The following is a 21,304-nucleotide window of genomic DNA, read 5'->3' as shown; positions in this document are numbered from 1 at the left end:
GTCGTAAAACCGCATCTCCATTTGACAAATTGCCCTTAGAAATGTATAATATAAAGAAGTACTATTTCATTTGTCAATAAGGCGGAGTTTGCATGTTTCCTGTATTGCAAGCCTAAAAAAAGAACAAGGGAGATTAAGATAGAAATGGCTGATTATGCGAATCCTGATGTTTTGGTAACTACAGAATGGGTAGCCGCACACGGCGGTGATACCGGTATCCGGCTCCTTGAAGTTGATGTTGATACGTCCGCTTATGCTGAAGGGCATATCGCTGGCGCAGTTGGACTGAATTGGCAGACCCAACTCTGCGACCAGATTCGCCGCGATATTCTCACGAAAGAACAATTTGAAGCACTCTGCAACGATAGCGGCATTGCTAACGATACCACCGTTATCTTCTATGGCGATAATAACAACTGGTTCGCAACTTACGCATTGTGGCAATTCCGCTACTACGGACACGATGAGAGCCTGTTGAAGGTGATGAACGGGGGTCGCCAAAAATGGATCGATGAAGGCAGAGACCTTGTCACTGACGTGCCGGATTATCCGAGTACAGGGTATCAGGCGAAGTTTCCTGATGACAACGTTCGCTCCACGGCGGATAACGTCCGCGACACACTCGGACAAGGTGTTGTTAACCTCGTTGATGTCCGTTCACCTGCCGAATTTTCCGGCGAAGTCATCGCACCACCGGGTATGAGCGAGACGGCACAACGCGGTGGACATATCCCCGGCGCAGCGAACATTCCATGGGCAACCGCAGTTGCTGAGGACGGCACCTTTAAATCCCACGATGAACTGCAGGAGATTTACGGTGGCGCAGGTGTTGATGATAGTAAAGAGACAATCGCCTATTGTCGTATTGGTGAACGTTCATCGCATACGTGGTTTGTGCTGAAGTATCTACTCGGTTATGAGAAAGTTCGCAACTATGATGGCAGTTGGACGGAATGGGGCAATCTTGTCGGTGCACCCATCGCACGCGACTAAAGGAATAGATGTCAGCAAGATGGCTATCGGCTGTCAGCATTTAAGAGGTTTCTGATTTAATCAAACACTTCTTTGCTGACTGCTGATTGCTGACGGCTGAAGGCTATAAAAAATATGTCCAAATTCGTTTCTGCCCATGCTATTGCCTGCATGACTCGCCAAGATGTGGCACGACTGCTGAAGCGGTTCAAAGAAAAAGAAAACACGGATGTTCGGAATATCCGTGTCTTCTGTGATACACTGTCCGGCAGAATGGTCTGCGAGTGGGAAGCGCGAGATCGCGTTGTCTTAGTCGAATGGCTAAAGAAGTGCAACGTCCAGATACGCGGAACAGGCGAATGGCTCATGGCAGTCCAATATGAGTCCGTAGACGATGAACTTGTTACACCTCAGCGGGATAACCCGTAAATGCGCAGGTGGGCAAGATAGCGACGCAAAAACCGATGTATTACTTAACCCGGCAGACGGCGTTTGAGGCATCACATTACAATCGTATCCCTGAATTGAGCGATGCTGAAAACTTTGCGTTGTTCGGTGCCGCCGCGAATCCAAATAGCCATGGACATAACTATGTGCTTGAGGTGATGGTGAAGGGAGAGGTAGATGCGGATGATGGCATGGTTATCAATTTGGTAACGTTGGATGCCTTGTTGAAGACTGAAGTGCTTACCAATTACGATCACAAGCATCTGAACCACCAGCATCCGGTTTTTGCTAAAAACCCGCACCTACAACCGACGTGTGAGAACATCGTTATGGAGATTTGGCAACGACTCGAGCCTTCGCTGCCGGATCGGATGTTGCACAGGGTGCGACTCTACGAAAGCGCATCCAATTTTGCCGACTATTATGGGGACGGACCGATGGTGTATCTGACCAAGGTTTACGAGTTTAGCGCAGCCCACCGCTTACATAGCCACGCACTCAGTGACGAGGAAAATCAAGACATCTTCGGAAAGTGCAATAACCCGGCTGGACATGGACATAACTACGTCCTTGAAGTTACCGTAAAGGGGGACGTAGATAAGAGAACCGGACTGGTTGCAGGTCTAAATTTTCTTGATGAAGTCGTTCAAAAACAGGTCTATGCCCGCTTTGATTACAAGCATCTCAATGTGGATACACCTGAATTTGAAACGCTTAACCCGACCTCAGAGAATTTCGTCAAAGTGCTTTGGGACGTATTAGCACCGAATTTACGTCCGGTGACTTTACATCGCCTGCGCTTAAGAGAAACGCCGAAAAATCACTTTGATTACTACGGTGCGTAATCTATTTCATTCCAGAAGCCTTGCTCAACAGTGCAATGGAGACAAACTTTAACACTATGGATCTTAAACAGGAGCCTCCAAACCCAGAATTAGAGAATCTTTTCACCAAAATTCTTGGAAATTTGGGTGAAGACCCAAGTCGTCAAGGCTTGGTGAAAACGCCGCTCCGTGCCGCGAAAGCGATGGAATTTTTGACGAGCGGTTACCATCAAGACATCAATGAAATTTTAAATGGGGCGATCTTTGACGAAGATTACGACGAAATGGTGATCGTGAAGGAGATCGAATTTTACAGTCTCTGTGAACACCATATTCTCCCCTTTTGGGGCAAATGTCACGTCGGGTATCTTCCAAGGAACCAGATTATTGGTTTGAGTAAGATCCCGCGCATCGTCGATATGTTTTCCCGGCGGTTGCAAGTCCAAGAACGCCTCACCCGTGAGATCGCCGAGGCACTCGAAACTGCGCTTGACCCGCGCGGTGTTGCGGTTGTCATGGAGGGTCAACACTTGTGCATGATGGCACGGGGTGTGGAAAAGCAGGCACCAAGAATGACAACAAATGTCATGCGCGGCGCGTTCCGCGAGGATAGTTCAACGCGTGCGGAGTTTTTGAGGTGCGTCCAAATATCTTAATACAGTTTTTCAGGACTTACGCACGCTAATCTCCTACTCGGTCTTTGACAAACGGCAAGGTTTTCGACCGCGCTGGCAACTGGAGTAGGGTTGCACAAGTCCTAACTTTTTTGTCGTTGTAGACAGATTTAAACACATTGTAGAATGTAGAGGTGAGCATGGTTTCTTCGAGCCATCCGAATGCGCAAGAGATAACCAAACTTGACGGAAAGGTCGCCGTGGTTACCGGCGCGTCAAAGGGGATTGGTAAAGCGATTGCATCCGCTTTCGCAGCGGCAGGCGCGAAGGTTGTGCTCGCCGCCCGAACACGTGAGACACTCGAACAGGTCGCCTCCGATTTCAAGGAAAGTGGTGCTGAAGCATTGGCTGTTCCGACGGATGTCACTGACGTAGCTGCCGTGCAGCGATTAGTTGAACAGACGCTTGATACATATCAACGCGTGGATATTCTGGTTAATAACGCCGGGATCGGTTATTTCGGACCGGTCGTCGATTTCGCACCTGACGACTGGGATACAGTGCTCAATTCCAATTTGAAGTCGGTTTATCTCTGCTCGAAGTATGTGCTTCCATCGATGTTAGCACAGGGCAATGGACAGATTATTAACGTGCTTTCGATCGCTGCGAAGGTTCCGTTTGAAGCCTCAGGGGCTTATTGCGCGGCGAAAGCAGGCGCATTGGCACTGACGAAGGTTTTAGCTGCCGAAGTCCGCCAGCAGAATATTCGCGTTGCCGCGGTGCTGCCGGGTTCGGTGCATACCCCGTTTTGGGATGACGTTCCAGAACCCCCGGACTTTGAAAAAATGCTTAAACCTGAACATGTAGCAGGATCCGTTGTTTCTATCTGCCAACAGCCGCTTGGCATGGTAACCGAAGAGAGCGTCGTAATGCCACCACTCGGGATTCTCTAATAGCGTTTATGCGGATCGGGGCGGTGTATGGGATGTGTGATCAAGACGTGAAACGTCCGAGTCTTCGCCGGATACGAACTTTACGGATAGCACGTGCGTCGGCATCCGTGACCGTGATAATGGCATCGGCTAAATTAAGTTCAGTACCGGTTTCAGGAATCGTCCCGGTCCGGTCGAGGATGTAGCCAGCTACAGTCTCGTAGTCGCCTTCAGGAATTGGGAGTCCGTAGTGTTCTTTGAGCAGATCGACTTCGGCTCTTGCGTCACATTCAAGGATGTGGGGTGCGATTAAACGGATAAGGTCGGGTCCATCACGTTCATCGGCGAATTCGCCGACGATTTCTTCAACCAAGTCTTCGACGGTAACGAGTCCGACGGTGCCGCCATATTCATCGACTGCGAATACCATCGTATGCCGGGTATTTTGAATCTCTTTGAGGAGTGCATTAATATTTTTCGATTCAGGCACAAAATGCAAGTCTGTCCGAATGAACGGTTCGATTGTCGCAGGTGCGGTGTCCTCTTTATTAACTTTATCTACATCGGTGCCTGATTCAACGCCATCATAAATGACATCCAAGAGGTTGACAATCCCGACGATGTTATAAATCTGTTCTTCGTAGACAGGGATTCTTGAAAAACCGGCATCAGTGGCGATTTGCAAAAAGTCTTCACGGTTGGTGTTTCTTTCAATTGCGACGATATCGACAAGCGGGACCATGACTTGTGCGACGGTTCGATCTTGTAAGTTGAGTAGGCTGTGGATCATCCGGCGTTGGTCTGTAAGTAGATTGCCTGAACGTTCACCCATCGTGGCGAGTAGCCGTAACTCTTCACGTTGGGCATCGGGACTCGGTGTACTCGCGCCTCTGTCGACGATCCTGACAATGAGTTTGGTCAAAGTTTGTACAAGGTAAATTAGAGGGGCTAATACCGATTCAGAGAACCGTAACGGATAGGCATAGCGCAGCGCGAGGCTATCTGCCTTAACGCGAAAAATCGTTTTCGGCAAAATTTCACCGAAGATGAGGAGCAGCGTGGTTACCCAGATGATAGCGATCGGTTCTTGTAGATTTTCTGCTTCAGGGAAGACTCTCGCAGTCAATCGGTCGCCGAATTGTGAAATCAGAATATTCGCAAGATTTGTCCCGGCTAAAGTCAGCGCGAGCATTCTATCAGGAGATTCAACCAAGCGGTGAATAATTTTTGCTTTCGCATCCTTAGATTCAACGAGTTGGTTAATCCGAATTTTATTGACGGATACCAGTGCTGTTTCCGAACCGGAGTAGAAGGCTGAAAGTACAAGGCAGACAAGCACCGCAAAGGCAAGCGAAATTAGTACAATAATCTGCCCAGTGCCACTTGCACCGATTAAAATGAGGGATAATAAAAAAATTCTCAATTGTCTTGTATTTGGTATCTGTTGCTAAGCTTCTGTTTCAGTTTCATCGGGAACCGGGACTTTGATGAACAAACTTGTGATAACATTTCCTTCTGTAGCGGTAATTTCAAATTCGATGCCGTTTTCATCTGTATAGGATTCACCAACGGAGGGAATTCGTCCGAAAAGTCTAAGAACATAGCCACCAATAGTGTCAACATCATCTTCGCTGAGTTTTAGTTCAAATTGCTGATTGAGTTTCCGGATACTCATACGTCCGGAAGTTTCAAGTAATAATGGTGCTTCAGAGTGTTTGACGAAATCAGGCGGTGCGTCATCTCTATCATGTTCGTCAGCAATATCCCCGACGACCTGCTCAATGATGTCTTCGGTCGTAACAATGCCTGAAACACCGCCATACTCATCTCGGAGAATCGCCATTTTGGTTTTTTCGCGTGTGAGTTGTAGTAACAACATCCCGATTTTACGGGTCTCAAGAACGAAAATAGGTTCTCGAATCAGGGAGGTGCTGGAGGGATCTTCAGAAATCTGATCCCGTTTTTCGAGAAAGGCATCAATTGTGAGCGAATTCACATCCGCGTGTCGCCATAACGCGAGATCTTTGACATAGAAGATACCACAGATATTATCAATCTGCTCCTGATAAACCGGAATCCGTGAGAACCCAGAATCTTTTGCTTGTTTTAAGGTTGCGCGAATCGTGTTTGATGTCGGAACTGCGACGACTTCGGTTCGCGGTACCATAATCTCTTTTGCCTCAATGTCGCGCAATTGAAGGATATTGCTGACAATTTCGCGTTCATCAGAGGGAAGGGCTTCTTCGTGGTATGTATTGAGAATTTCTATAAAGTCCGTTGCGGTGAGGTGTTCGGTAGGCGGTAGGTGTCCACCAAATATAGGGACGAGGATGTCGATGATTCTGCGTAGCAATCCGCGTAGTGGCGAGATGATAACAGAAAATACCCACAACAGCGGTGCCGTTATTTTCGCGAAGGACTCCGCATGTTTAATAGCATGCGTCTTTGGCGTCATTTCGCCAAAAATGAGCATGAGGAAAACATTGAGGACTAAGGCGATAACAAAACGGATGGATTCGGGGTGTTCGGGAAGCACTCGCCCGATAAACGAGAGCATGAGGATTGCGAACGCAACGTTGACAAGGTTATTACCAAGTAGGACGGTAATAAACAGTCTGCGCGGATTGTCAACGAAATTGATGATTGCAGACGCGCTGCCCTTTTCAACACGAATCCGCTCAATTTGAACTTGGGTAAGTGCGCATAAAGCCGTCTCGGAGCCGGAGAAAAAGCCGGAGAGGACAAGTAAACTTGGCAAGCCAATTAGATAGGGGAGTAGTGGAACAACTTCCATTCTTTTTTTGAAAGCAATTTTTGGTACGTTTACGAACCGAGAATCGCTATTAATGATACTGGATTAGCGATGGTCTGTAATCTCTTTGCCTCGTTCTTTATAATTATAACATATTAACAGACAAATCGCAACAAAAATATCACCACTTTTAAGGCACTATTTGCAAACTATGTGCCTTTAGCCTCAAGCACCTCAGTGAAGGCTTCATTTAAAGGTGCTGATTAGGAAGTCTATGACGAAATTAGAACAGATGCAACGGATCGAAACATGTGGGATTGTCGCTATTATTCGCGCCAACAGTGCAAGTGAATTGATTGAGACGGCGGCAGCAATTCATGCCGGTGGTGTTAACGTGATTGAAGTCACGATGACGACCCCGAATGCGTTACAAGTCATTAGCGACGTTTCATCAGCGTATGGTGATGCCGTTCTGGTTGGTGCCGGGTCGGTGTTAGATGCGGAGACAGCCCGCGCTGTGATGCTTGCAGGCGCGGAATTCATCGTCAGCCCGGTTACAAAACCAGAGGTCATTGAGATCTGTAACCGCTACGGCAAAGTCGTTATCCCGGGTGCCTTTACGCCAACAGAAATTTTGATGGCGTGGGAAACAGGGGCGGACTATGTCAAGGTATTTCCATCGAGTGGTGTTGGTGCCGCCTATATAAAAGATGTCAAGGCGCCGCTTCCGCAGATCCCGCTTGTTCCAACGGGGGGTATCAACGCTGAAAACGCCGCTGAGTTTATTACTGCTGGTGCTACTGCTTTGGGCGTTGGGAGTGCACTGGTGAATAATCAATTGATTGAAACCCGAGAATTTGCACGCCTCACAGAAAGAGCTGAGAAGCTTGTCAAGGAGGTGCAACGCGCCCGTTCAGGTATAAATTCGGCTTAAACCCACTGAAAATGCGTTTTTGTGTTGACAATTCGTATTAATTTTGTTAATCTTGTTACCAAAGATTGTAGACTCTTCGCTTGTAAGATACCGCTATGCAGATTGATCAATTAATCTTAGGTAAATATAGATTGCTTGAATTTCTCAATTCAGGAGGCTTCTCCTCAGTTTTTCGCGCCCGCGAAGAGATGACAAACCGAATCGTTGCCATTAAAGCCTTAGCAAAAACCGCCTACCCTGCGAGCAGAATGAAGTTTTTGCTAAACGAATTTCAAGCGATGTCAAAAATTTGGAAGCATCCAAATATAGTCTCCATTCATACCGTTGAACCCGGCGAGGACGACTACGTGGCGTGGATCGTAATGGAGTATGTTGAAGGGAAAAGTCTTCACGAGTTGATGCAGGAAGGGGCACTCGTGCTAACGGATGCCCTCAACATCGGTTTGGACATTTGTCGCGGGTTGAAGGCAGCACATGTTCATAAGATTATGCACCGGGACATCAAGCCGCAAAATATCTTGCTCACCACTGAAAAAGAAGCAAAAGTTGCCGACTTCAGCATCGCTCGTATCTTTGGTGAGACGACTGAATTCGCTGAAACCATGGCAGGCACGCGGCGTTACATGGCACCCGAACAAACCTATGGGTCTTATGACTATCGAGCGGATCTCTACTCCACAGCACTCATCCTATATCAAGCCGTAACCGGGCGTTTTCCGTTCTCAGGTGAAAATAAAGAAATAGATAAAAAGAAAGCTGCCGGAGAAATAGAAGAAATTGACAGATGCCCAGAGGTGCTCCGCAACTTTTTACAAAAAGCACTCCATCGGCAACTCTCAGAACGCCATCAAAGTGCTACCGAGATGTATGAAGAACTGGATCGCATCCGGCAAGATGAGTACGTCAAACAAGCCTCGGAACTCATTGATGCGAGTGTCAATTCAAGCCACCCAAGATTAGCAGAAGCACTTGAACGCTACCGGAAAACGTTCCGACTGTCACTCGCAGACGCAGAACGGATGAATCAAAATCTATTTTTTCAGCGCCGACAAAAAGAGGAAAATACCAAACGCGAAAAACTGTTAGCGCAAGTCGAAAGACATTATACACGTGCCGTACGCCACGTGGAGAATCGAGACTATCCGAGCGTACTTGCTGAACTTCACAAAGCAAGCAGCCTCTGTATTGATAATCAGGGTTTAAGCAAAATTGTTGATAATTTGTTTCATACGCTTGATACAGTGAATATGCCGCTCTCAGCAAACCCGACTGTGGAGGAGGTCGTCTCCCTTATTCAGAAACTGCCGGACGATGAAAGTATTGATCTTCGGACGTGGCTTGAGCATCAAAAATTAGCTCCGAAAGAACCAACCGGCGTAAAGCCGATACAGCCTCGTGTCGAGGCATCCGGCAGCTATCGACTCGTAATTGAGGAAGCGTCCCCGGAATACCTACTCGACCAAGTTCATAGTGATATCCAGTATCCGCATGAAGAAGATGCACTTCGTATCTTCCAACAAATTCAGATTTTTGAGCAACAGGGGCGTACCCGGCAGTGGCTCTCGCTCTATAATAAGTTAGGCAAGTTCTATCAAAAACAGGCAGGCAATTTTGTTAGGGAAGATGAATTAGAACTCGTTGCCAACTGCTACACGCGCGCTCGCTTCGCTTACACGGTTGCCGAGAAGCAGCGCCTCGCGAGAAGAAATGCTAAAAAGGGTGCCGTCTACTACACACGCCTTGCACGGCAATTTGAGCTCCAGCGTTCATGGGAAGAAGCAGGAAAATCTTATATCCTTGCCGCCTACAATCACGGCTATGTGAATATGCCTACGCTCGTTGAGGAGTGCCACAGGATGGCAACTGTTTGTTATTTCAACGCTGCTGAAAGTGCTCACCTTAATAACGAGTTACAAACCGCTTACGACTTTTACATGTTGATCTTGGCAATCGGTGAAAAAATGTCGGCACCCACAAAAATGGTGAGCGAAGCGCAGAAATTAATTTCGGAAATCCCGGTTGTCAATTGAAGGGGTTGTACGTGAAAACATCTTTGAAACGTGGAGAAATACTCGTTGGGACCTTTGTACTTGAATTTGGCGGCTCCGCGATTGCAACACTCCTCGCCAGTGCTGGCGCAGATTTTATGATCGCAGACTTAGAACACAGTTCCTTTTCCATAGAAGCCGTTGGACGGATAATTCGGAATGCACGTGGCTCAAATCTGCCTTGTATTGTCCGTGTGCCTGCCCTTGAACGTCATTTTATTTCTCGGGTGCTTGACGCTGGAGCGACTGGGGTGATGATTCCCCGGGTTGAATCCCGCGAAGATATCGAAAAAATAAAACACTGGACAAAATACGCGCCCGAAGGCGACCGAGGCGTGGCATTCGGAATCGGACACACCGATTATGGAGATTTCACAAAACTTGATACCCGAGAATACGTACGCAACGCAAATCAGGAAATCCTCACCATCGGGCAAATCGAAACCGTCAAAGCTGTCGAAAACCTGAACGACATTCTCACCACTGGCGAGTTAGACGTTATATTCATCGGTCCCTATGATCTCTCAACATCTATGGGCATCTCCGGCGAACTCGACCACCCGCTACTTTTAGACGCTATAAAACAAATTATCAGACTTACACAGACGCACAATATCGCTTTGGGTTGTTATGTCAATGACTTTGAGAGCGGTGAACAGTGGTTGGACTTAGGTGTTCAACTCATTGCATGCGGAAATGATGCTTTCCTCTTGACCCGTAAATTTGCCGAGGAGCATCAGAAATTCAAAGAAGCGGCGAATTCAAGATGAAACCATACGACCTCCTCACAATTGGACGGAGTTCTTTAGATCTCTACGCGAATGACATCGGTGCGGCATTTCCAGACATTAAAAGTTTCGGTGCCTTCGTCGGCGGGTGTCCGACCAACATCAGCGTCGGTGTTCAGCGACTTGGGCTTCAGGCTGCGCTATTGACAGCTATCGGTGAAGATCCGGTTGGCGAGTTCCTGCTCAAGTTTTTGAAGAATGAAGGCGTTGAAACCGAGTTTATTCCGCATAAGCCTGATCACCGAACGAGTGCCGTGGTACTTGGTATCGAACCCCCTGATCGGTTCCCTCTGATTTACTACCGTGATAACTGTGCGGATATTGAACTCACTATTGACGATGTTCTCGCTGCGCCAATCGCTGAAAGTCGGGCAGTGTTGATATCCGGTACGGGTTTGAGCAAAGAACCGAGTCGTAGTGCGACGCTTTATGCTGCAGAGCAGGCACAATCCGTTGGTAACCAAGTCTTTTTGGATCTCGATTTTCGGGCAGATCAGTGGCATGATCCGAGAGCATTTGGCGTTGTTGTTCGATCTGCGTTGCGTTATATTGATATTGCTATCGGCACAGAAGAGGAGATCAAAGCCGCTACGCTTACTGACCTTTCGCAACTCACAATTGAGCACTCCCAAATTTCCAACCCTACAATTGAAGGCGATATGGCGGTTGCGATTGAAACGCTTTTGCGTGCGGGGCCAGATGCGCTCATAGTGAAACGTGGTATTAAAGGTGCAGATGTTCATCTGATGAGTGGTGAAGTCATTCACGCGGCACCATTTCCTGTTGAAGTTTACAATACCCTCGGTGCGGGGGATGCCTTCGCGAGCGGTTTCATTTACGGTAACCTCAGCGGCTGGAGTTGGGAGAAGTCAGCGCGTCTTGGCAATGCAACTGGCGCGATTGTCGTAACACGGCACGGCTGCGCGAACTTTATGCCAACAATGCCCGAAGTTGATGAATTTGTCAAGGCGCGCGGTGGATGGTAAACGCGATTACCCGAACCTGTATGGATGATTATACCCTCGTGCCTCAATCCATACGCCACTTTATCAAAGGAGACACATTTTCTACGCAGGAAAATGCGGAATCATCTTCATGAGCACACGAAAACTCACGATGGGACAAGCCATCGTTCAATTTCTTGAACAACAATACGTTGAAAGAGACGGGAACGAAAACCAGTTCTTCGCTGGGATGTTCGGTATCTTTGGGCATGGCAATGTTGCCGGGATTGGGCAAGCGTTGCACCAGTACGCTGATACCTTTCGTTTCTATCAAACCCGGAATGAACAGTCAATGGTGCATACCGCTGCTGCATTTACCAAGATGAATAACCGTTTGCGCGCCTTTGCTTGCACATCCTCTATCGGGCCGGGCGCGACGAATATGATTACAGGTGCAGCGGGCGCGACAATTAACCGATTACCTGTGCTCTTGTTACCGGGGGACATCTTTTCGACCCGTTTAGTCGCCCCAGTTTTACAGCAGCTGGAGTCCCCGAGTTCACAAGATTACTCGGTGAACGATTGTTTCAAACCGATTTCACGCTATTGGGACCGCATTAACCGCCCAGAACAGATCATCACAGCGTTACCAGAGGCGATGCGGGTGCTAACATCTCAGGCGGAAACAGGTACCGTAACGCTATCACTCCCGCAAGATGTTCAAGCCGAGGCGTACGATTACCCTGCCCAGCTCTTTGAGAAGCGCGTCTATACCATCTCTCGTCCGCGTGCAGACGAAGGGCTGTTGCGTCGAGCAGCGGCATGGATTCGCGAGAGTAAACGCCCCTTAATTATCGCCGGTGGTGGTGTGATCTATAGCGAAGCCACAACGCAACTCGCGCAATTTGTAGAGCAGACAGGTATCCCGGTTGGCGAAACCTTCGCAGGTAAAGGGTCATTACCGTATAATCATCCACAGAATCTCGGCGCAATAGGCGCGACCGGTACACCGGGTGCGAATATCACCGCACGAGAGGCAGACTTGGTTATTGCCATTGGCACGCGCTTAAGTGATTTTACGACTGCTTCCAAAACGGCTTTCCAGAACCCGAATGTCCGTTTTATCAATATCAATGTCGCTGAATTTGATGCCTATAAGCATGCTGCGCTACCTCTCGTTGCGGACGCACGTGTCACGCTTGCCGAACTCGCTACTGCCGTAGGAGACTATCACGTTGCTGCAGACTACAGCGCGCAAATTGAGAAATATCGTGCCGAGTGGGAGGAAGAGGTAGATCGGCTTTATCATCTCAGTCACGGTCCCTTGCCGAGCCAAAGCGAAGTGATTGGTGTGGTGAATGAGTTCTCTCGTCCTGAAGATGTCATAGTTTGTGCTGCGGGCAGCTTGCCGGGTGATCTGCATAAATTATGGCGGACCCGCGATCCAAAACAGTACCATTTGGAATACGGGTACTCGTGTATGGGATATGAAATTGCCGGTGGGTTGGGCATCAAAATGGCAGATCCGAGTCGTGATGTCTATGTTATGGTAGGTGATGGTTCATACCTGATGTTAGCACAGGAAATTATCACATCCATTCAGGAAGGCTATAAACTGATTGTTGTGCTTGTTAATAATGAAGGGCATAGTAGCATCGGTGGGTTATCTCGTGCGACGGGTGCACAGGGGTTTGCCACCCGTTTCCGCTACCGTGACGAAGATAGTGGCGAACTTTCCGGTGATTTTTTACCGGTGGATCTTGCCGCGAATGCCGCGAGCCTCGGTGCCAAGGTAATTGAAGCGACGACTTTGCAGAGTCTCAAAGCTGCTTTACATGAAGCACGCGAAGCAGCACACACAACTGTTGTGAAGATTGATGTGGATTACTACGAGCAGGTCCCGCGCTACGAATCTTGGTGGGATGTGCCTATCGCCGAAGTCTCCGAAGTAGATTCAGCACAAGAAGCGTACGAAGCGTACGAATCGGATAAGCAGAAGGAACGTTATTTCCTTTAGATAATTGGGTTACTCTAAAACGGAAGGAAATTATGAAGGCTTCAGAACTTTTAGCGAAAGTCAAGTCAGGGGAAGCGATCCCTTGTAGTGCGTGTGGCGGGAAAATCCCAGCAGACGACATTTTAAGTTTTGTGTTTAAATTGGGAAAACTCGCGCCGCTGATGGAAAATGCAAACGTTGGCGATATAACCTGTGTCCAATGCCAAGCGGCGGACCCAGATATCAAAATCACGCCGCGTGGCCCCGATGTTAAATTCGTCCGTGGTAACTAACTTCAAAGGGCGGATGCCCAATCCGCCCTTTTGTACTTGTCTATGCCTGAATATATCGTTGGCAGAAACCCAGTCATAGAACGCCTACAGCGTGAGTCTCAAGATGTGGAAAAAATCTGTATCGTCGAAGGAAACACGCACTCGCGCATCCACCAAATTGTCACAATGGCGGAACGGGCAGGCATCCCCATAAAACGCTGTACACGCCGCGAATTAGATAGGCTTGAACCCTCTGTGCCGCATCAAGGTGTTATTGCTTTTGTGAGTACCCCACATTATAGTGATCTGTCATCAATACTCGCGAAGGTGCAACATGGGGCGCGCGATGCGCTGTTGATTATGTTAGACGGGGTTCAGGATCCGAGGAATTTTGGGGCGATCCTCCGAACTGCCGATGCTGCGAATGCCGACGCTGTCATCATTCCGAAGAACCGTGCTGTCGGTATCACAGCCGCTGTTCACAAGGCATCAGCAGGTGCTTCTGCCTATATCCCTATTGTCAAAGTAACGAACCTCGCGCGCACCATAGACACGCTTAAAAAAGCAGGCATCTGGGTTGCAGGTGCTACTGGGGATACGTCATTGCTATACACCGATGCAGATTTTAATGTACCCTTATGTCTCGTGTTGGGCGGCGAGGGGACAGGCATCCGACGGCTTGCCAAGGAGAAGTGTGACTATCTCGTGCATCTACCGATGTTAGGAAAAATTGCATCGCTCAACGTTTCAGTTGCAGCCGGTGTTCTGCTATATGAAGTGCTTCGGCAACGTGATGCAAAGTGAACCTTTCAAATGAATCCCTCTTCCTTTAGACTCACAAAGATCCCGTCCCCAATGACGACATGATCTAATACTTTAATCCCGATTTGGTTGCCAGCCTCAATCAATTGTTTGGTTGCCCGAATGTCTTCCTGACTCGGTTGCGGGTCGCCAGATGGATGATTATGGACAAGGACGATTGAGTTCGCGGATTCCTCAATTGCGAATCGAAAAATTTCGCGTGGGTGAAAAACGCTGGCGTTGAGTGTGCCTTCAAAAACTGTTGCTTCCGATAGTTTTTTGCCCCAAGTCAAGTCACTATCAAGATCGCCTGCGATCCCCTTTGTGGTTACGCCGCCTTTAGTATCGAGACATAAGACGCAAACGATTTCTTTTTGTAGGTATCGCATTTTAGACATCATCAAGTCGGCGACATCGCTCGGTGAGGTAATCTTATCTCGCTCGGCATGGAAGCGTGCGAGTCGTTTTCCGAGTTCAAGTGCTGCGACGATCTGTGCTGCTTTCGCTTCGCCGACACCTTTGATCTTTTCAAATTGCTTGGATTTGTAATCAGCCATCCGTTTGAGATCACCGCCAAGTGCTGTAAGGATCTGTTCGCCGAGTTGAACGGCAGTTGTTCCTTTGAAGCCACTCTTGAGAATAATGGCTAATAACTCTGAGTCTTTCAGAATCTCTGGTCCGTACTTATGAAGTCTTTCTCGCGGGCGTTCACTTTCGGGCAGGTCCTTGATTCGTAATTTGTATTCGTTATCCATTGCGTCCCTTTCAATCTAATAGAACACTTAGCGGCAATTATACAGAATTTTTAAAATAAAAACAAACAAAATCTGTTAGTGTTTCGAGGGTGTGTCCTTTCGTTGCCTTGTAAAGGTAATAGGGTGTGACCTATAATTTGTGTTGGGACGGAAGGCTACTTGTTCTCTAAAATGCCATTTAAAATTGAAAGGCGTGAACCTTTTTCACGTGATTTGGGGAGAGTACCTAAATTGAAGGTTGACAAATAGTTTAAAATGCAGTAGAATTAGAAAAATAACTTGGTGCTTTCAGTTTTCCAAAAAATCAAGAAGGAGAGAATTCATGGCAACTACGATTCGCCAGCAAGATGGCGTTGCAATCTTGGAACCGAACGGTAAAATAATGGGTGCTTCAGTATCGGAATTACGGGACGTTATCACCTCGCAAATAGATGCCTCCGATGAGCCACGTATCCTTATCAATTTCGAGCGCGTTACGATGATGGACAGTTCAGGTCTCGGGACCCTAATGGGTGCGCATGTCGCTGCAACGCGAAAGAATGGTCGCATTGGTGTCATCCATGTCGGGAAAAACATCAAAAACCTGATTGTCCGGAGCCGATTGGTTAGTATCTTTGAACATTTTGAAGACGAGGATGCTGCCGTTTCCGGGCTATCGAGCGGCGGCTAATCAGCACAATTGAGAGAACGTGCCTACAAGCGAAACTGGCTATAGTATTTAGGAGCAGATTATGGCAATTACCGTATCTGAGAGAGAAGGGGTCGTTATATTTAAACTCAACGGTAGAATGATCACCCCAGGTATCAGGGAAATCTCGGAAGCTGTGGCAGAGACACTTGCCGAGAGCACCTCACCACCGAGGTTGGTGTTTGACTTTAAAGAGGTAACTGGGATGGATAGTTCTGGACTTGGGGCACTCATGAAGATTTATTCCGACATTCGTCCGCGCGGCGGGAAGATCGCGGTGATTAACGTGAACAAACATGTCAAAAACCTCATTGTCATGGCTCGGTTGATCACCGTTTTCAAAAGTTTTGAGAACGAAGATGAGGCTGTCGCCGCCTTGCTGCACCATCCGTAGTTTAGGTTTGATTGTAGCGTGTTCGCGGGCGATCAGAACAGTGTCTGAAATGGAATTCGCCATTACGCGTTTTTTTCTACACTCAAATGATAGATGTTCTAAGAACTTTGACAGACAAGCGTTAAAGCTTTTACGTAGTTGGCTCACTGTTCGAGCTGTCTATCGCAGCTTCAACTATAACCGATGCCGACTATAGTAAATTATACGACATTTTCAGACCAAAATTAATCTTTTTTCAAGGAAAACTTTGGTCTTATTCACGAGGGTGAGACTGTCTCCTAAACCTGAAGGGTTGAGTTTAGTCTCAGTGGAAACTATGATAAAAAATATCCTCGTTGCCATCGGCGATACGGATTACGAAAAAAATGCCTTTGAGTACGCCGGTCAATTGGCGGTGCTTTTAGGTACACATCTATCGTGTGTTTTCTTTCAAGACAGCAGCCATGGCGGGAATGCTGATGTTGCAGCGACTGTTCTCCGCCGAACAGAAGCAGAATGCTCCCTCTACGATTTTCTCGATTATCACGTTGAATCTATCGCCGGGAACCCGCGACAGATGATATGTGAACAGGCTCACTCCGCGGACCTCGTTGTTGTTGGACTTCCTGAAGATGTGAGAAAACGTCGGCTCAAACTGATTCAGAACCAAATTGACGATGTCCTGCAGCATATCACGCGACCGATTATCGTGGTACACGAACAGTGTACACTTTTACGGAAAATTCTCGCTGTCCATCACGGAGATACCTATTCTGACCACGCCTTGGGGCTTGTCGCAGAGATTGGAGAATTGACAAAGGCTGGTATCCTTGGACTCGCACTTTCAAGTACACAACCCGAAGCGACGCAGATTAAGCAGCAGATGGAAGCATACTTGAAATACTATGACGTTCAGACCGGTTTCCTGACCGCTCGTGGTTTTACGGTAGCAAATATCTTGGAAAACGCGGAGGAAAATGATTGTGACCTCATCGCGTTGAGTGCGAGCCATCACGGTAGGTTGTACGAACTTGTTTTTCAAAGCACTACACAGACTGTTGTCAAACTCGCGAATCGTGCAGTTTTGGTGACAAGATAACCGCTGGCAAATCGCAAAATACTCCTACCTCGTCTCTTGGGGAGGCAGATATGAAGCTTAAGGACACAACTCGCAAGCACATCTTATCAGGAGAATCCATTGATTCTCACTGTCTTCTGGAGATTTCCACAGATATGTTCGGGTGTATCAGTTCTGACGGCAGCTTCGTCCCGCTCAACCCGGCGTGGGAGGATACACTTGGATTCACCGAGTTGGAACTCCAAAATCAGCAGTGGTGGACGTTTGTACATCCAGAGGACAAGCAGGAAATGCTCGACAGTGTTGAGAAAGTTGAAACGGGCGAACGCGACAGTATTATCTTTGAAAGCCGCTTTCAGTGTAAAGATACGTCCTACAAGTGGTTAAGGTGGCGCGTAACAAAAGCACCCGGAAACCAACTGTGTTACCTCGTTGCAACGGATATTAGCCGACAAAAACGATTGGAAGCGAAATTAAAAGAGAGTGAAACTCGCTTCCGGCAATTGGCAGTAAAACATGTCCAAGAGGGGGATCTATTACATACCTTGATGGAAAATACCCCCGACCATATCTACTTTAAAGACACGGAGAGTCGGTTCATCCGAATCAACCGTTCTTTGGCAGACCAGTTCGGTTTAAGAAACCCGACAGACGCAGTCCATAAAACGGATTTTGATTTCTTTACGCGTGAACACGCGCAACAAGCCTACCAAGACGAGCAAAACGTTATTGAGTCCGGGAAACCGATCGAAGGTAAACAGGAAAAAGAGACATGGCCCGATGAACAAGATACGTGGGTGTCAACGACGAAAGTGCCGATTCGCGATAGAGATGGACGGATTATAGGCACATGCGGCATTTCACGAGACATCACCGAATACTATCGCGCACAACAGGCAGTTCGCGATTCTGAAGCGAACTGGCGGTCACTTGTTGAAAGTGTACCTGATATTATCTCAACTCTCGACCTGGATTATCGCCTTCAATTTGTCAACCGACTGCCCCCTACCCTTGAATTAAAACCTGAAGATTTCGTTGGAAAAAGCGTTTTTGATTTTCTGCCTGAAGAACATCATCAACGCATCAAGGAAGCCTGCGCAAAGGTAATTGAAACTGGCGAACTGGCTACCTATGAAGTTCAGGGACTGATAAGTGGGTATTGGTATGCCTCCTGTATCGGTCCGATTCAGCAAGACGGTGAGCTCGTTGGGTTCGTGATGGCATCAACGAATATCACAGACCGAAAGCAAGCGGAAATTGAGTTACAACATAGTGAAGAACGTTTCCGACGAGCAGTTCTGAACGCGCCACTGCCTATCATGATTCATGTTGAGGATGGGGAAGTCCTGCAAATTAGCCGGGCATGGACGGAATTAACAGGGTACACCCTCGAAGATATACCTACAATCTCAAAGTGGTTGGAGCAGGCGGATAGCGAAGAAACTGATGAAATCAAAGCACATCTGGCACGGTTGTATCGTTCCACGGAACGCGTAGCAGAGGGTGAGTATGTAATTATTACCCAGTCCGGTGAAAGGCAGGTTTGGGAGTTTAGTTCGTCATTGCTTGGGACACTTCCCGATAAAAGGCAGCTTGGCATTAGCATGGCATTGAATATTACGGAGCGGATAAAAACCCAAAAAGCGATGCAACATGCCAAGGAGACTGCCGAATACGCGAGTCGCGCGAAGAGTGATTTCCTCGCGAATATGAGCCATGAGCTGCGGACACCCTTAAATGCAATCATCGGATTCGCCGAGATCCTGCGCGATGAACTTGTCGGAAGTATCAACGCCGAGCAGAGGGAATGTATCAATGATATTCATATTAGTGGTCAACATCTGCTGGAGATGATTAACGACATTCTCGATCTTTCAAAGATTGAAGCCGGGAAAATGGTGCTGCAATTGGAAACATTTTCTATTGTGGAAGCCGTTGAAGAGGTGAACACGATTATTACTGCGCTCGCTGTAAAGAAGAAATTGGATCTCGACCTGAACTATAACCTGGATTGTATGATTGAAGCGGACCGGGTTAAATTTAAGCAAATCTTCTATAATTTATTATCCAATGCAGTCAAATTTACACCAGAAGGCGGCAAGGTCGCGACCCAACTGAGGGTCAGCGAGACAGAACTGTGCGCCGAGGTTGTGGATACAGGTATAGGCATTTCCGAGGCAGATCAAGCAAAACTTTTTGCGCCGTTTACACAGATTGATACCTCGAAATCTCGGCGGTATGGAGGAACTGGGCTTGGTTTGGCTTTGACACATAGGCTTATCATGTTGCATGGCGGTGAAATCAGCGTCAAAAGTCAAGAAGGGAAAGGCAGCAGTTTTACTTTAAGAATCCCTCTGCAACAATTAAAGGGCGATACCGACGCTAAATCTGATACAGAGGCGTAATGGACTAAAGCACAGTGGTCTGGTACGACACTACTGCTGGTTTGAACAAAGGACAACCCGTGAAAACTGAAAACCTACCTCTAGCTGAAGGACAGCCAGAAACGTCCAAGCGGATCTTAGTAATTGAAGATCAAGAGTTGAACCGAAAAGTTGTGCGGATTGTCCTACAATCAAGAGGCTACACAGTTGTGGAAGCGACTGATGCTGTGGAGGCACTCGCCAGTTTAGAAGACGCGATACCACAACTGATTCTCATGGATATTGCTTTACCCGGACAAAGCGGTGAAGATTTAACAAAACGGATCAAAGCGAATCTGGCGTGGGTAGATATACCTATTATAGCGCTAACGGCTGCAGCGATGTCTGGCGATAAAGAACGTATCCTCAAAGCAGGATGCGATGATTATCTCAGTAAGCCGATTGACATTAAGGTCCTCGTTGAACGTGTAGAGACTCATCTCAGAAGGACAGAGGCATGAACGATGAAATGACTTCTGAACACCAAGAAACCCCGAAAATCCTCGTTGTTGATGATGAACCGAGAAATGTCAAAATTCTCCAAATTCAGCTCAAGGCGCGAGGCTATACGGTTTACACAGCCGCAGATGGACTTGAGGCACTTGATGCTGTAGAGAAAGAGATGCCAGATCTCATCTTATTGGATATCAACATGCCAAGGATGGATGGTTTTGAAGTTGTCAAACAAATTCGAGGAAATGCAGCCACTGAGTTTATCCCGATTGTCATGATAACCGCGCTACGCGATACACGCGAAAATCGAATCAATTCTATTGAAGCAGGTGCTGACGATTTTATTGAAAAGCCTTTTGATAGTTTGGAAGTACTGGCACGGGTCCGATCCCTATTGCGAATTAAACACTACCAAGACACACTCGCAAAACATAACGCTCGATTGGAAGAAGAGCTCCAAATGGCACGGAGCATTCAGGAAATATTAATTCCACAGGATGGGGTATTAGAATTATCGGGATTCCGTATCGCTTCGCGTTGCTGTCCTGAAATGGCAGTCGGTGGGGATTTCTTTGATATATGGGAAATTGCACCGAACCGGCTCGGGGTTTTTATTTCTGATGTTATGGGACATGGCGTTTCAGCTGCGTTCGTAACAGTTTTTATTAAAACAGTTTTGGCAGAATTCCAGCAACAGGTTGAGGATAATCCAGGATACCTTCTTGAAATCCTAAATACGCGTTTTAATGATTTGATTAGTTCACGACTGTTTATGTTTGCAACGGCTTTCTGCGGTATCATTGATCTCGACAAAGGCGAACTTATCTGTGCCAATGCCGGGCATTCATTCCCATTTTTGTACAATACAGACCGGCAGGCCTACGACATCGTTGGTGATAAGCACACGGGAAATGGGCTCGGCATTTGGCAGGAATCGGTTTATGAGACTATACATTATCCATTTGACCTGTCGAGTAAAATGTTTCTCTATACAGACGGTGTTTATGAAGCGAAAAACCCGCAGGGTGAAGAATTTACGGTAGAGCGTCTCCAACAATTGGTATCCGCTTGTACAGACCAGTCTGCTGCGAAACTCATTGCTAACATCTCAGAGGCTATTGATGTCTTCACCGATACCTGTCCTAAAGAAGACGATCTAACACTCATTGCTATTGAGGTTGCGAGGGAAGGCTAAAGTTTAGGGTCGCTG

At 47.4% G+C, this 21,304-nt stretch carries 21 protein-coding genes; 18 read left to right on the top strand and 3 right to left on the bottom strand.

The window, feature by feature from the left end:
* The first annotated feature begins 144 nt into the window (after nucleotides 1-144).
* The 5 genes from OXH00_24910 (at nucleotide 145) to OXH00_24890 (ending at nucleotide 3,810) form a co-directional block, all read left to right on the top strand.
* Nucleotides 145-993, top strand: a complete 849-nt coding sequence (locus tag OXH00_24910; GenBank protein MCY3744267.1) for a sulfurtransferase — start codon at nucleotides 145-147, stop codon at nucleotides 991-993.
* A 114-nt stretch (nucleotides 994-1,107) separates the two neighbouring features.
* A complete protein-coding gene (locus OXH00_24905) occupies nucleotides 1,108-1,401 on the top strand; it encodes a hypothetical protein (protein ID MCY3744266.1) in 294 nt (97 codons plus the stop codon).
* Nucleotides 1,402-1,436: 35 nt separating this feature from the next.
* Entirely contained in the window at nucleotides 1,437-2,264 is an 828-nt protein-coding gene (locus OXH00_24900; GenBank protein ID MCY3744265.1) for a 6-carboxytetrahydropterin synthase, read from the top strand.
* Between the two features lie 56 nt (nucleotides 2,265-2,320).
* Nucleotides 2,321-2,899 carry a GTP cyclohydrolase I FolE gene (gene folE / locus OXH00_24895; protein ID MCY3744264.1) on the top strand — a complete coding sequence of 193 codons (579 nt, stop codon included), beginning with the start codon at nucleotides 2,321-2,323 and terminating at the stop codon, nucleotides 2,897-2,899.
* Nucleotides 2,900-3,057: 158 nt separating this feature from the next.
* Entirely contained in the window at nucleotides 3,058-3,810 is a 753-nt protein-coding gene (locus OXH00_24890) for an SDR family oxidoreductase (GenBank protein ID MCY3744263.1), read from the top strand.
* Between the two features lie 40 nt (nucleotides 3,811-3,850).
* Here OXH00_24890 and OXH00_24885 read toward each other — a convergent pair whose 3' ends face one another.
* Together OXH00_24885 and OXH00_24880 are read right to left on the bottom strand one after the other, a co-directional pair.
* A complete protein-coding gene (locus OXH00_24885) occupies nucleotides 3,851-5,212 on the bottom strand; it encodes a hemolysin family protein (protein MCY3744262.1) in 1,362 nt (453 codons plus the stop codon).
* Between the two features lie 24 nt (nucleotides 5,213-5,236).
* A complete protein-coding gene (locus OXH00_24880) occupies nucleotides 5,237-6,583 on the bottom strand; it encodes a hemolysin family protein (GenBank protein MCY3744261.1) in 1,347 nt (448 codons plus the stop codon).
* Nucleotides 6,584-6,815: 232 nt separating this feature from the next.
* On the opposite strand from OXH00_24880, the gene eda reads away from it, so the two are divergent.
* From eda to rlmB, 7 genes are all read left to right on the top strand, one after another.
* Nucleotides 6,816-7,475 (top strand): bifunctional 4-hydroxy-2-oxoglutarate aldolase/2-dehydro-3-deoxy-phosphogluconate aldolase, encoded by a 660-nt coding sequence (gene eda, locus OXH00_24875; GenBank protein MCY3744260.1) that lies wholly within the window; start codon nucleotides 6,816-6,818, stop codon nucleotides 7,473-7,475.
* A gap of 95 nt (nucleotides 7,476-7,570) precedes the next feature.
* Nucleotides 7,571-9,505 carry a serine/threonine-protein kinase gene (locus OXH00_24870; protein ID MCY3744259.1) on the top strand — a complete coding sequence of 645 codons (1,935 nt, stop codon included), beginning with the start codon at nucleotides 7,571-7,573 and terminating at the stop codon, nucleotides 9,503-9,505.
* Between the two features lie 11 nt (nucleotides 9,506-9,516).
* Nucleotides 9,517-10,293: an aldolase/citrate lyase family protein gene (locus OXH00_24865; GenBank protein ID MCY3744258.1), complete on the top strand. Its 777-nt coding sequence runs from the start codon at nucleotides 9,517-9,519 to the stop codon at nucleotides 10,291-10,293.
* Nucleotides 10,290-11,297, top strand: coding sequence for a 5-dehydro-2-deoxygluconokinase (gene iolC / locus OXH00_24860; GenBank protein MCY3744257.1), 1,008 nt, complete (start codon nucleotides 10,290-10,292; stop codon nucleotides 11,295-11,297). The genes OXH00_24865 and iolC overlap by 4 nt, the downstream gene beginning before the upstream one ends.
* Nucleotides 11,298-11,406: 109 nt before the next feature.
* Nucleotides 11,407-13,272 carry a 3D-(3,5/4)-trihydroxycyclohexane-1,2-dione acylhydrolase (decyclizing) gene (iolD, locus tag OXH00_24855; GenBank protein MCY3744256.1) on the top strand — a complete coding sequence of 622 codons (1,866 nt, stop codon included), beginning with the start codon at nucleotides 11,407-11,409 and terminating at the stop codon, nucleotides 13,270-13,272.
* A gap of 32 nt (nucleotides 13,273-13,304) precedes the next feature.
* Entirely contained in the window at nucleotides 13,305-13,544 is a 240-nt protein-coding gene (locus tag OXH00_24850; GenBank protein ID MCY3744255.1) for a hypothetical protein, read from the top strand.
* Nucleotides 13,545-13,586: 42 nt separating this feature from the next.
* On the top strand, nucleotides 13,587-14,327 hold the full coding sequence (gene rlmB / locus OXH00_24845; GenBank protein ID MCY3744254.1) for a 23S rRNA (guanosine(2251)-2'-O)-methyltransferase RlmB: 741 nt from the start codon (nucleotides 13,587-13,589) through the stop codon (nucleotides 14,325-14,327).
* A 5-nt stretch (nucleotides 14,328-14,332) separates the two neighbouring features.
* On the opposite strand, the gene OXH00_24840 is transcribed toward rlmB, so the two are convergent.
* Complete coding sequence (locus OXH00_24840) at nucleotides 14,333-15,079, bottom strand: JAB domain-containing protein (protein ID MCY3744253.1); 747 nt, start codon at nucleotides 15,077-15,079, stop codon at nucleotides 14,333-14,335.
* A gap of 322 nt (nucleotides 15,080-15,401) precedes the next feature.
* Between OXH00_24840 and OXH00_24835 the strand changes: the two genes are divergently transcribed.
* From OXH00_24835 to OXH00_24810, 6 genes are all read left to right on the top strand, one after another.
* Nucleotides 15,402-15,749, top strand: coding sequence for an STAS domain-containing protein (locus OXH00_24835; protein MCY3744252.1), 348 nt, complete (start codon nucleotides 15,402-15,404; stop codon nucleotides 15,747-15,749).
* Nucleotides 15,750-15,810: 61 nt separating this feature from the next.
* Nucleotides 15,811-16,161 carry an STAS domain-containing protein gene (locus OXH00_24830; protein ID MCY3744251.1) on the top strand — a complete coding sequence of 117 codons (351 nt, stop codon included), beginning with the start codon at nucleotides 15,811-15,813 and terminating at the stop codon, nucleotides 16,159-16,161.
* Between the two features lie 316 nt (nucleotides 16,162-16,477).
* Complete coding sequence (locus OXH00_24825; GenBank protein MCY3744250.1) at nucleotides 16,478-17,239, top strand: universal stress protein; 762 nt, start codon at nucleotides 16,478-16,480, stop codon at nucleotides 17,237-17,239.
* 50 nt (nucleotides 17,240-17,289) lie between these two features.
* Nucleotides 17,290-19,623: a PAS domain S-box protein gene (locus OXH00_24820; GenBank protein ID MCY3744249.1), complete on the top strand. Its 2,334-nt coding sequence runs from the start codon at nucleotides 17,290-17,292 to the stop codon at nucleotides 19,621-19,623.
* A 59-nt stretch (nucleotides 19,624-19,682) separates the two neighbouring features.
* The gene (locus OXH00_24815) at nucleotides 19,683-20,102 is read left to right on the top strand and encodes a response regulator (protein ID MCY3744248.1); all 420 of its coding nucleotides are present in this window, start codon (nucleotides 19,683-19,685) and stop codon (nucleotides 20,100-20,102) included.
* Nucleotides 20,099-21,289: a SpoIIE family protein phosphatase gene (locus OXH00_24810; protein MCY3744247.1), complete on the top strand. Its 1,191-nt coding sequence runs from the start codon at nucleotides 20,099-20,101 to the stop codon at nucleotides 21,287-21,289. Before OXH00_24815 ends, OXH00_24810 begins: the two co-directional genes overlap by 4 nt.
* Nucleotides 21,290-21,304: the final 15 nt, after the last annotated feature.

It is taken from the genome of Candidatus Poribacteria bacterium, assembly GCA_026706025.1.
GTDB lineage: Bacteria > Poribacteria > WGA-4E > WGA-4E > WGA-3G > WGA-3G.
This window is presented reverse-complemented; position numbering and strand designations above follow the sequence as displayed.

What these genes read in the sequence shown, in the direction of transcription:
- OXH00_24835 (MCY3744252.1), top strand. Translation starts at nt 15,402, where the DNA reads ATGGCAACTACGATTCGCCAGCAAGATGGCGTTGCAATCTTGGAACCG.
- OXH00_24850 (MCY3744255.1), top strand. Translation starts at nt 13,305, where the DNA reads ATGAAGGCTTCAGAACTTTTAGCGAAAGTCAAGTCAGGGGAAGCGATC.
- OXH00_24900 (MCY3744265.1), top strand. Translation starts at nt 1,437, where the DNA reads ATGTATTACTTAACCCGGCAGACGGCGTTTGAGGCATCACATTACAAT.
- rlmB (MCY3744254.1), top strand. Translation starts at nt 13,587, where the DNA reads ATGCCTGAATATATCGTTGGCAGAAACCCAGTCATAGAACGCCTACAG.
- OXH00_24870 (MCY3744259.1), top strand. Translation starts at nt 7,571, where the DNA reads ATGCAGATTGATCAATTAATCTTAGGTAAATATAGATTGCTTGAATTT.
- OXH00_24830 (MCY3744251.1), top strand. Translation starts at nt 15,811, where the DNA reads ATGGCAATTACCGTATCTGAGAGAGAAGGGGTCGTTATATTTAAACTC.
- eda (MCY3744260.1), top strand. Translation starts at nt 6,816, where the DNA reads ATGACGAAATTAGAACAGATGCAACGGATCGAAACATGTGGGATTGTC.
- OXH00_24910 (MCY3744267.1), top strand. Translation starts at nt 145, where the DNA reads ATGGCTGATTATGCGAATCCTGATGTTTTGGTAACTACAGAATGGGTA.
- OXH00_24825 (MCY3744250.1), top strand. Translation starts at nt 16,478, where the DNA reads ATGATAAAAAATATCCTCGTTGCCATCGGCGATACGGATTACGAAAAA.
- OXH00_24840 (MCY3744253.1), bottom strand. Translation starts at nt 15,079, where the DNA reads ATGGATAACGAATACAAATTACGAATCAAGGACCTGCCCGAAAGTGAA.
- iolC (MCY3744257.1), top strand. Translation starts at nt 10,290, where the DNA reads ATGAAACCATACGACCTCCTCACAATTGGACGGAGTTCTTTAGATCTC.
- OXH00_24905 (MCY3744266.1), top strand. Translation starts at nt 1,108, where the DNA reads ATGTCCAAATTCGTTTCTGCCCATGCTATTGCCTGCATGACTCGCCAA.
- iolD (MCY3744256.1), top strand. Translation starts at nt 11,407, where the DNA reads ATGAGCACACGAAAACTCACGATGGGACAAGCCATCGTTCAATTTCTT.
- folE (MCY3744264.1), top strand. Translation starts at nt 2,321, where the DNA reads ATGGATCTTAAACAGGAGCCTCCAAACCCAGAATTAGAGAATCTTTTC.
- OXH00_24890 (MCY3744263.1), top strand. Translation starts at nt 3,058, where the DNA reads ATGGTTTCTTCGAGCCATCCGAATGCGCAAGAGATAACCAAACTTGAC.
- OXH00_24880 (MCY3744261.1), bottom strand. Translation starts at nt 6,583, where the DNA reads ATGGAAGTTGTTCCACTACTCCCCTATCTAATTGGCTTGCCAAGTTTA.
- OXH00_24820 (MCY3744249.1), top strand. Translation starts at nt 17,290, where the DNA reads ATGAAGCTTAAGGACACAACTCGCAAGCACATCTTATCAGGAGAATCC.
- OXH00_24810 (MCY3744247.1), top strand. Translation starts at nt 20,099, where the DNA reads ATGAACGATGAAATGACTTCTGAACACCAAGAAACCCCGAAAATCCTC.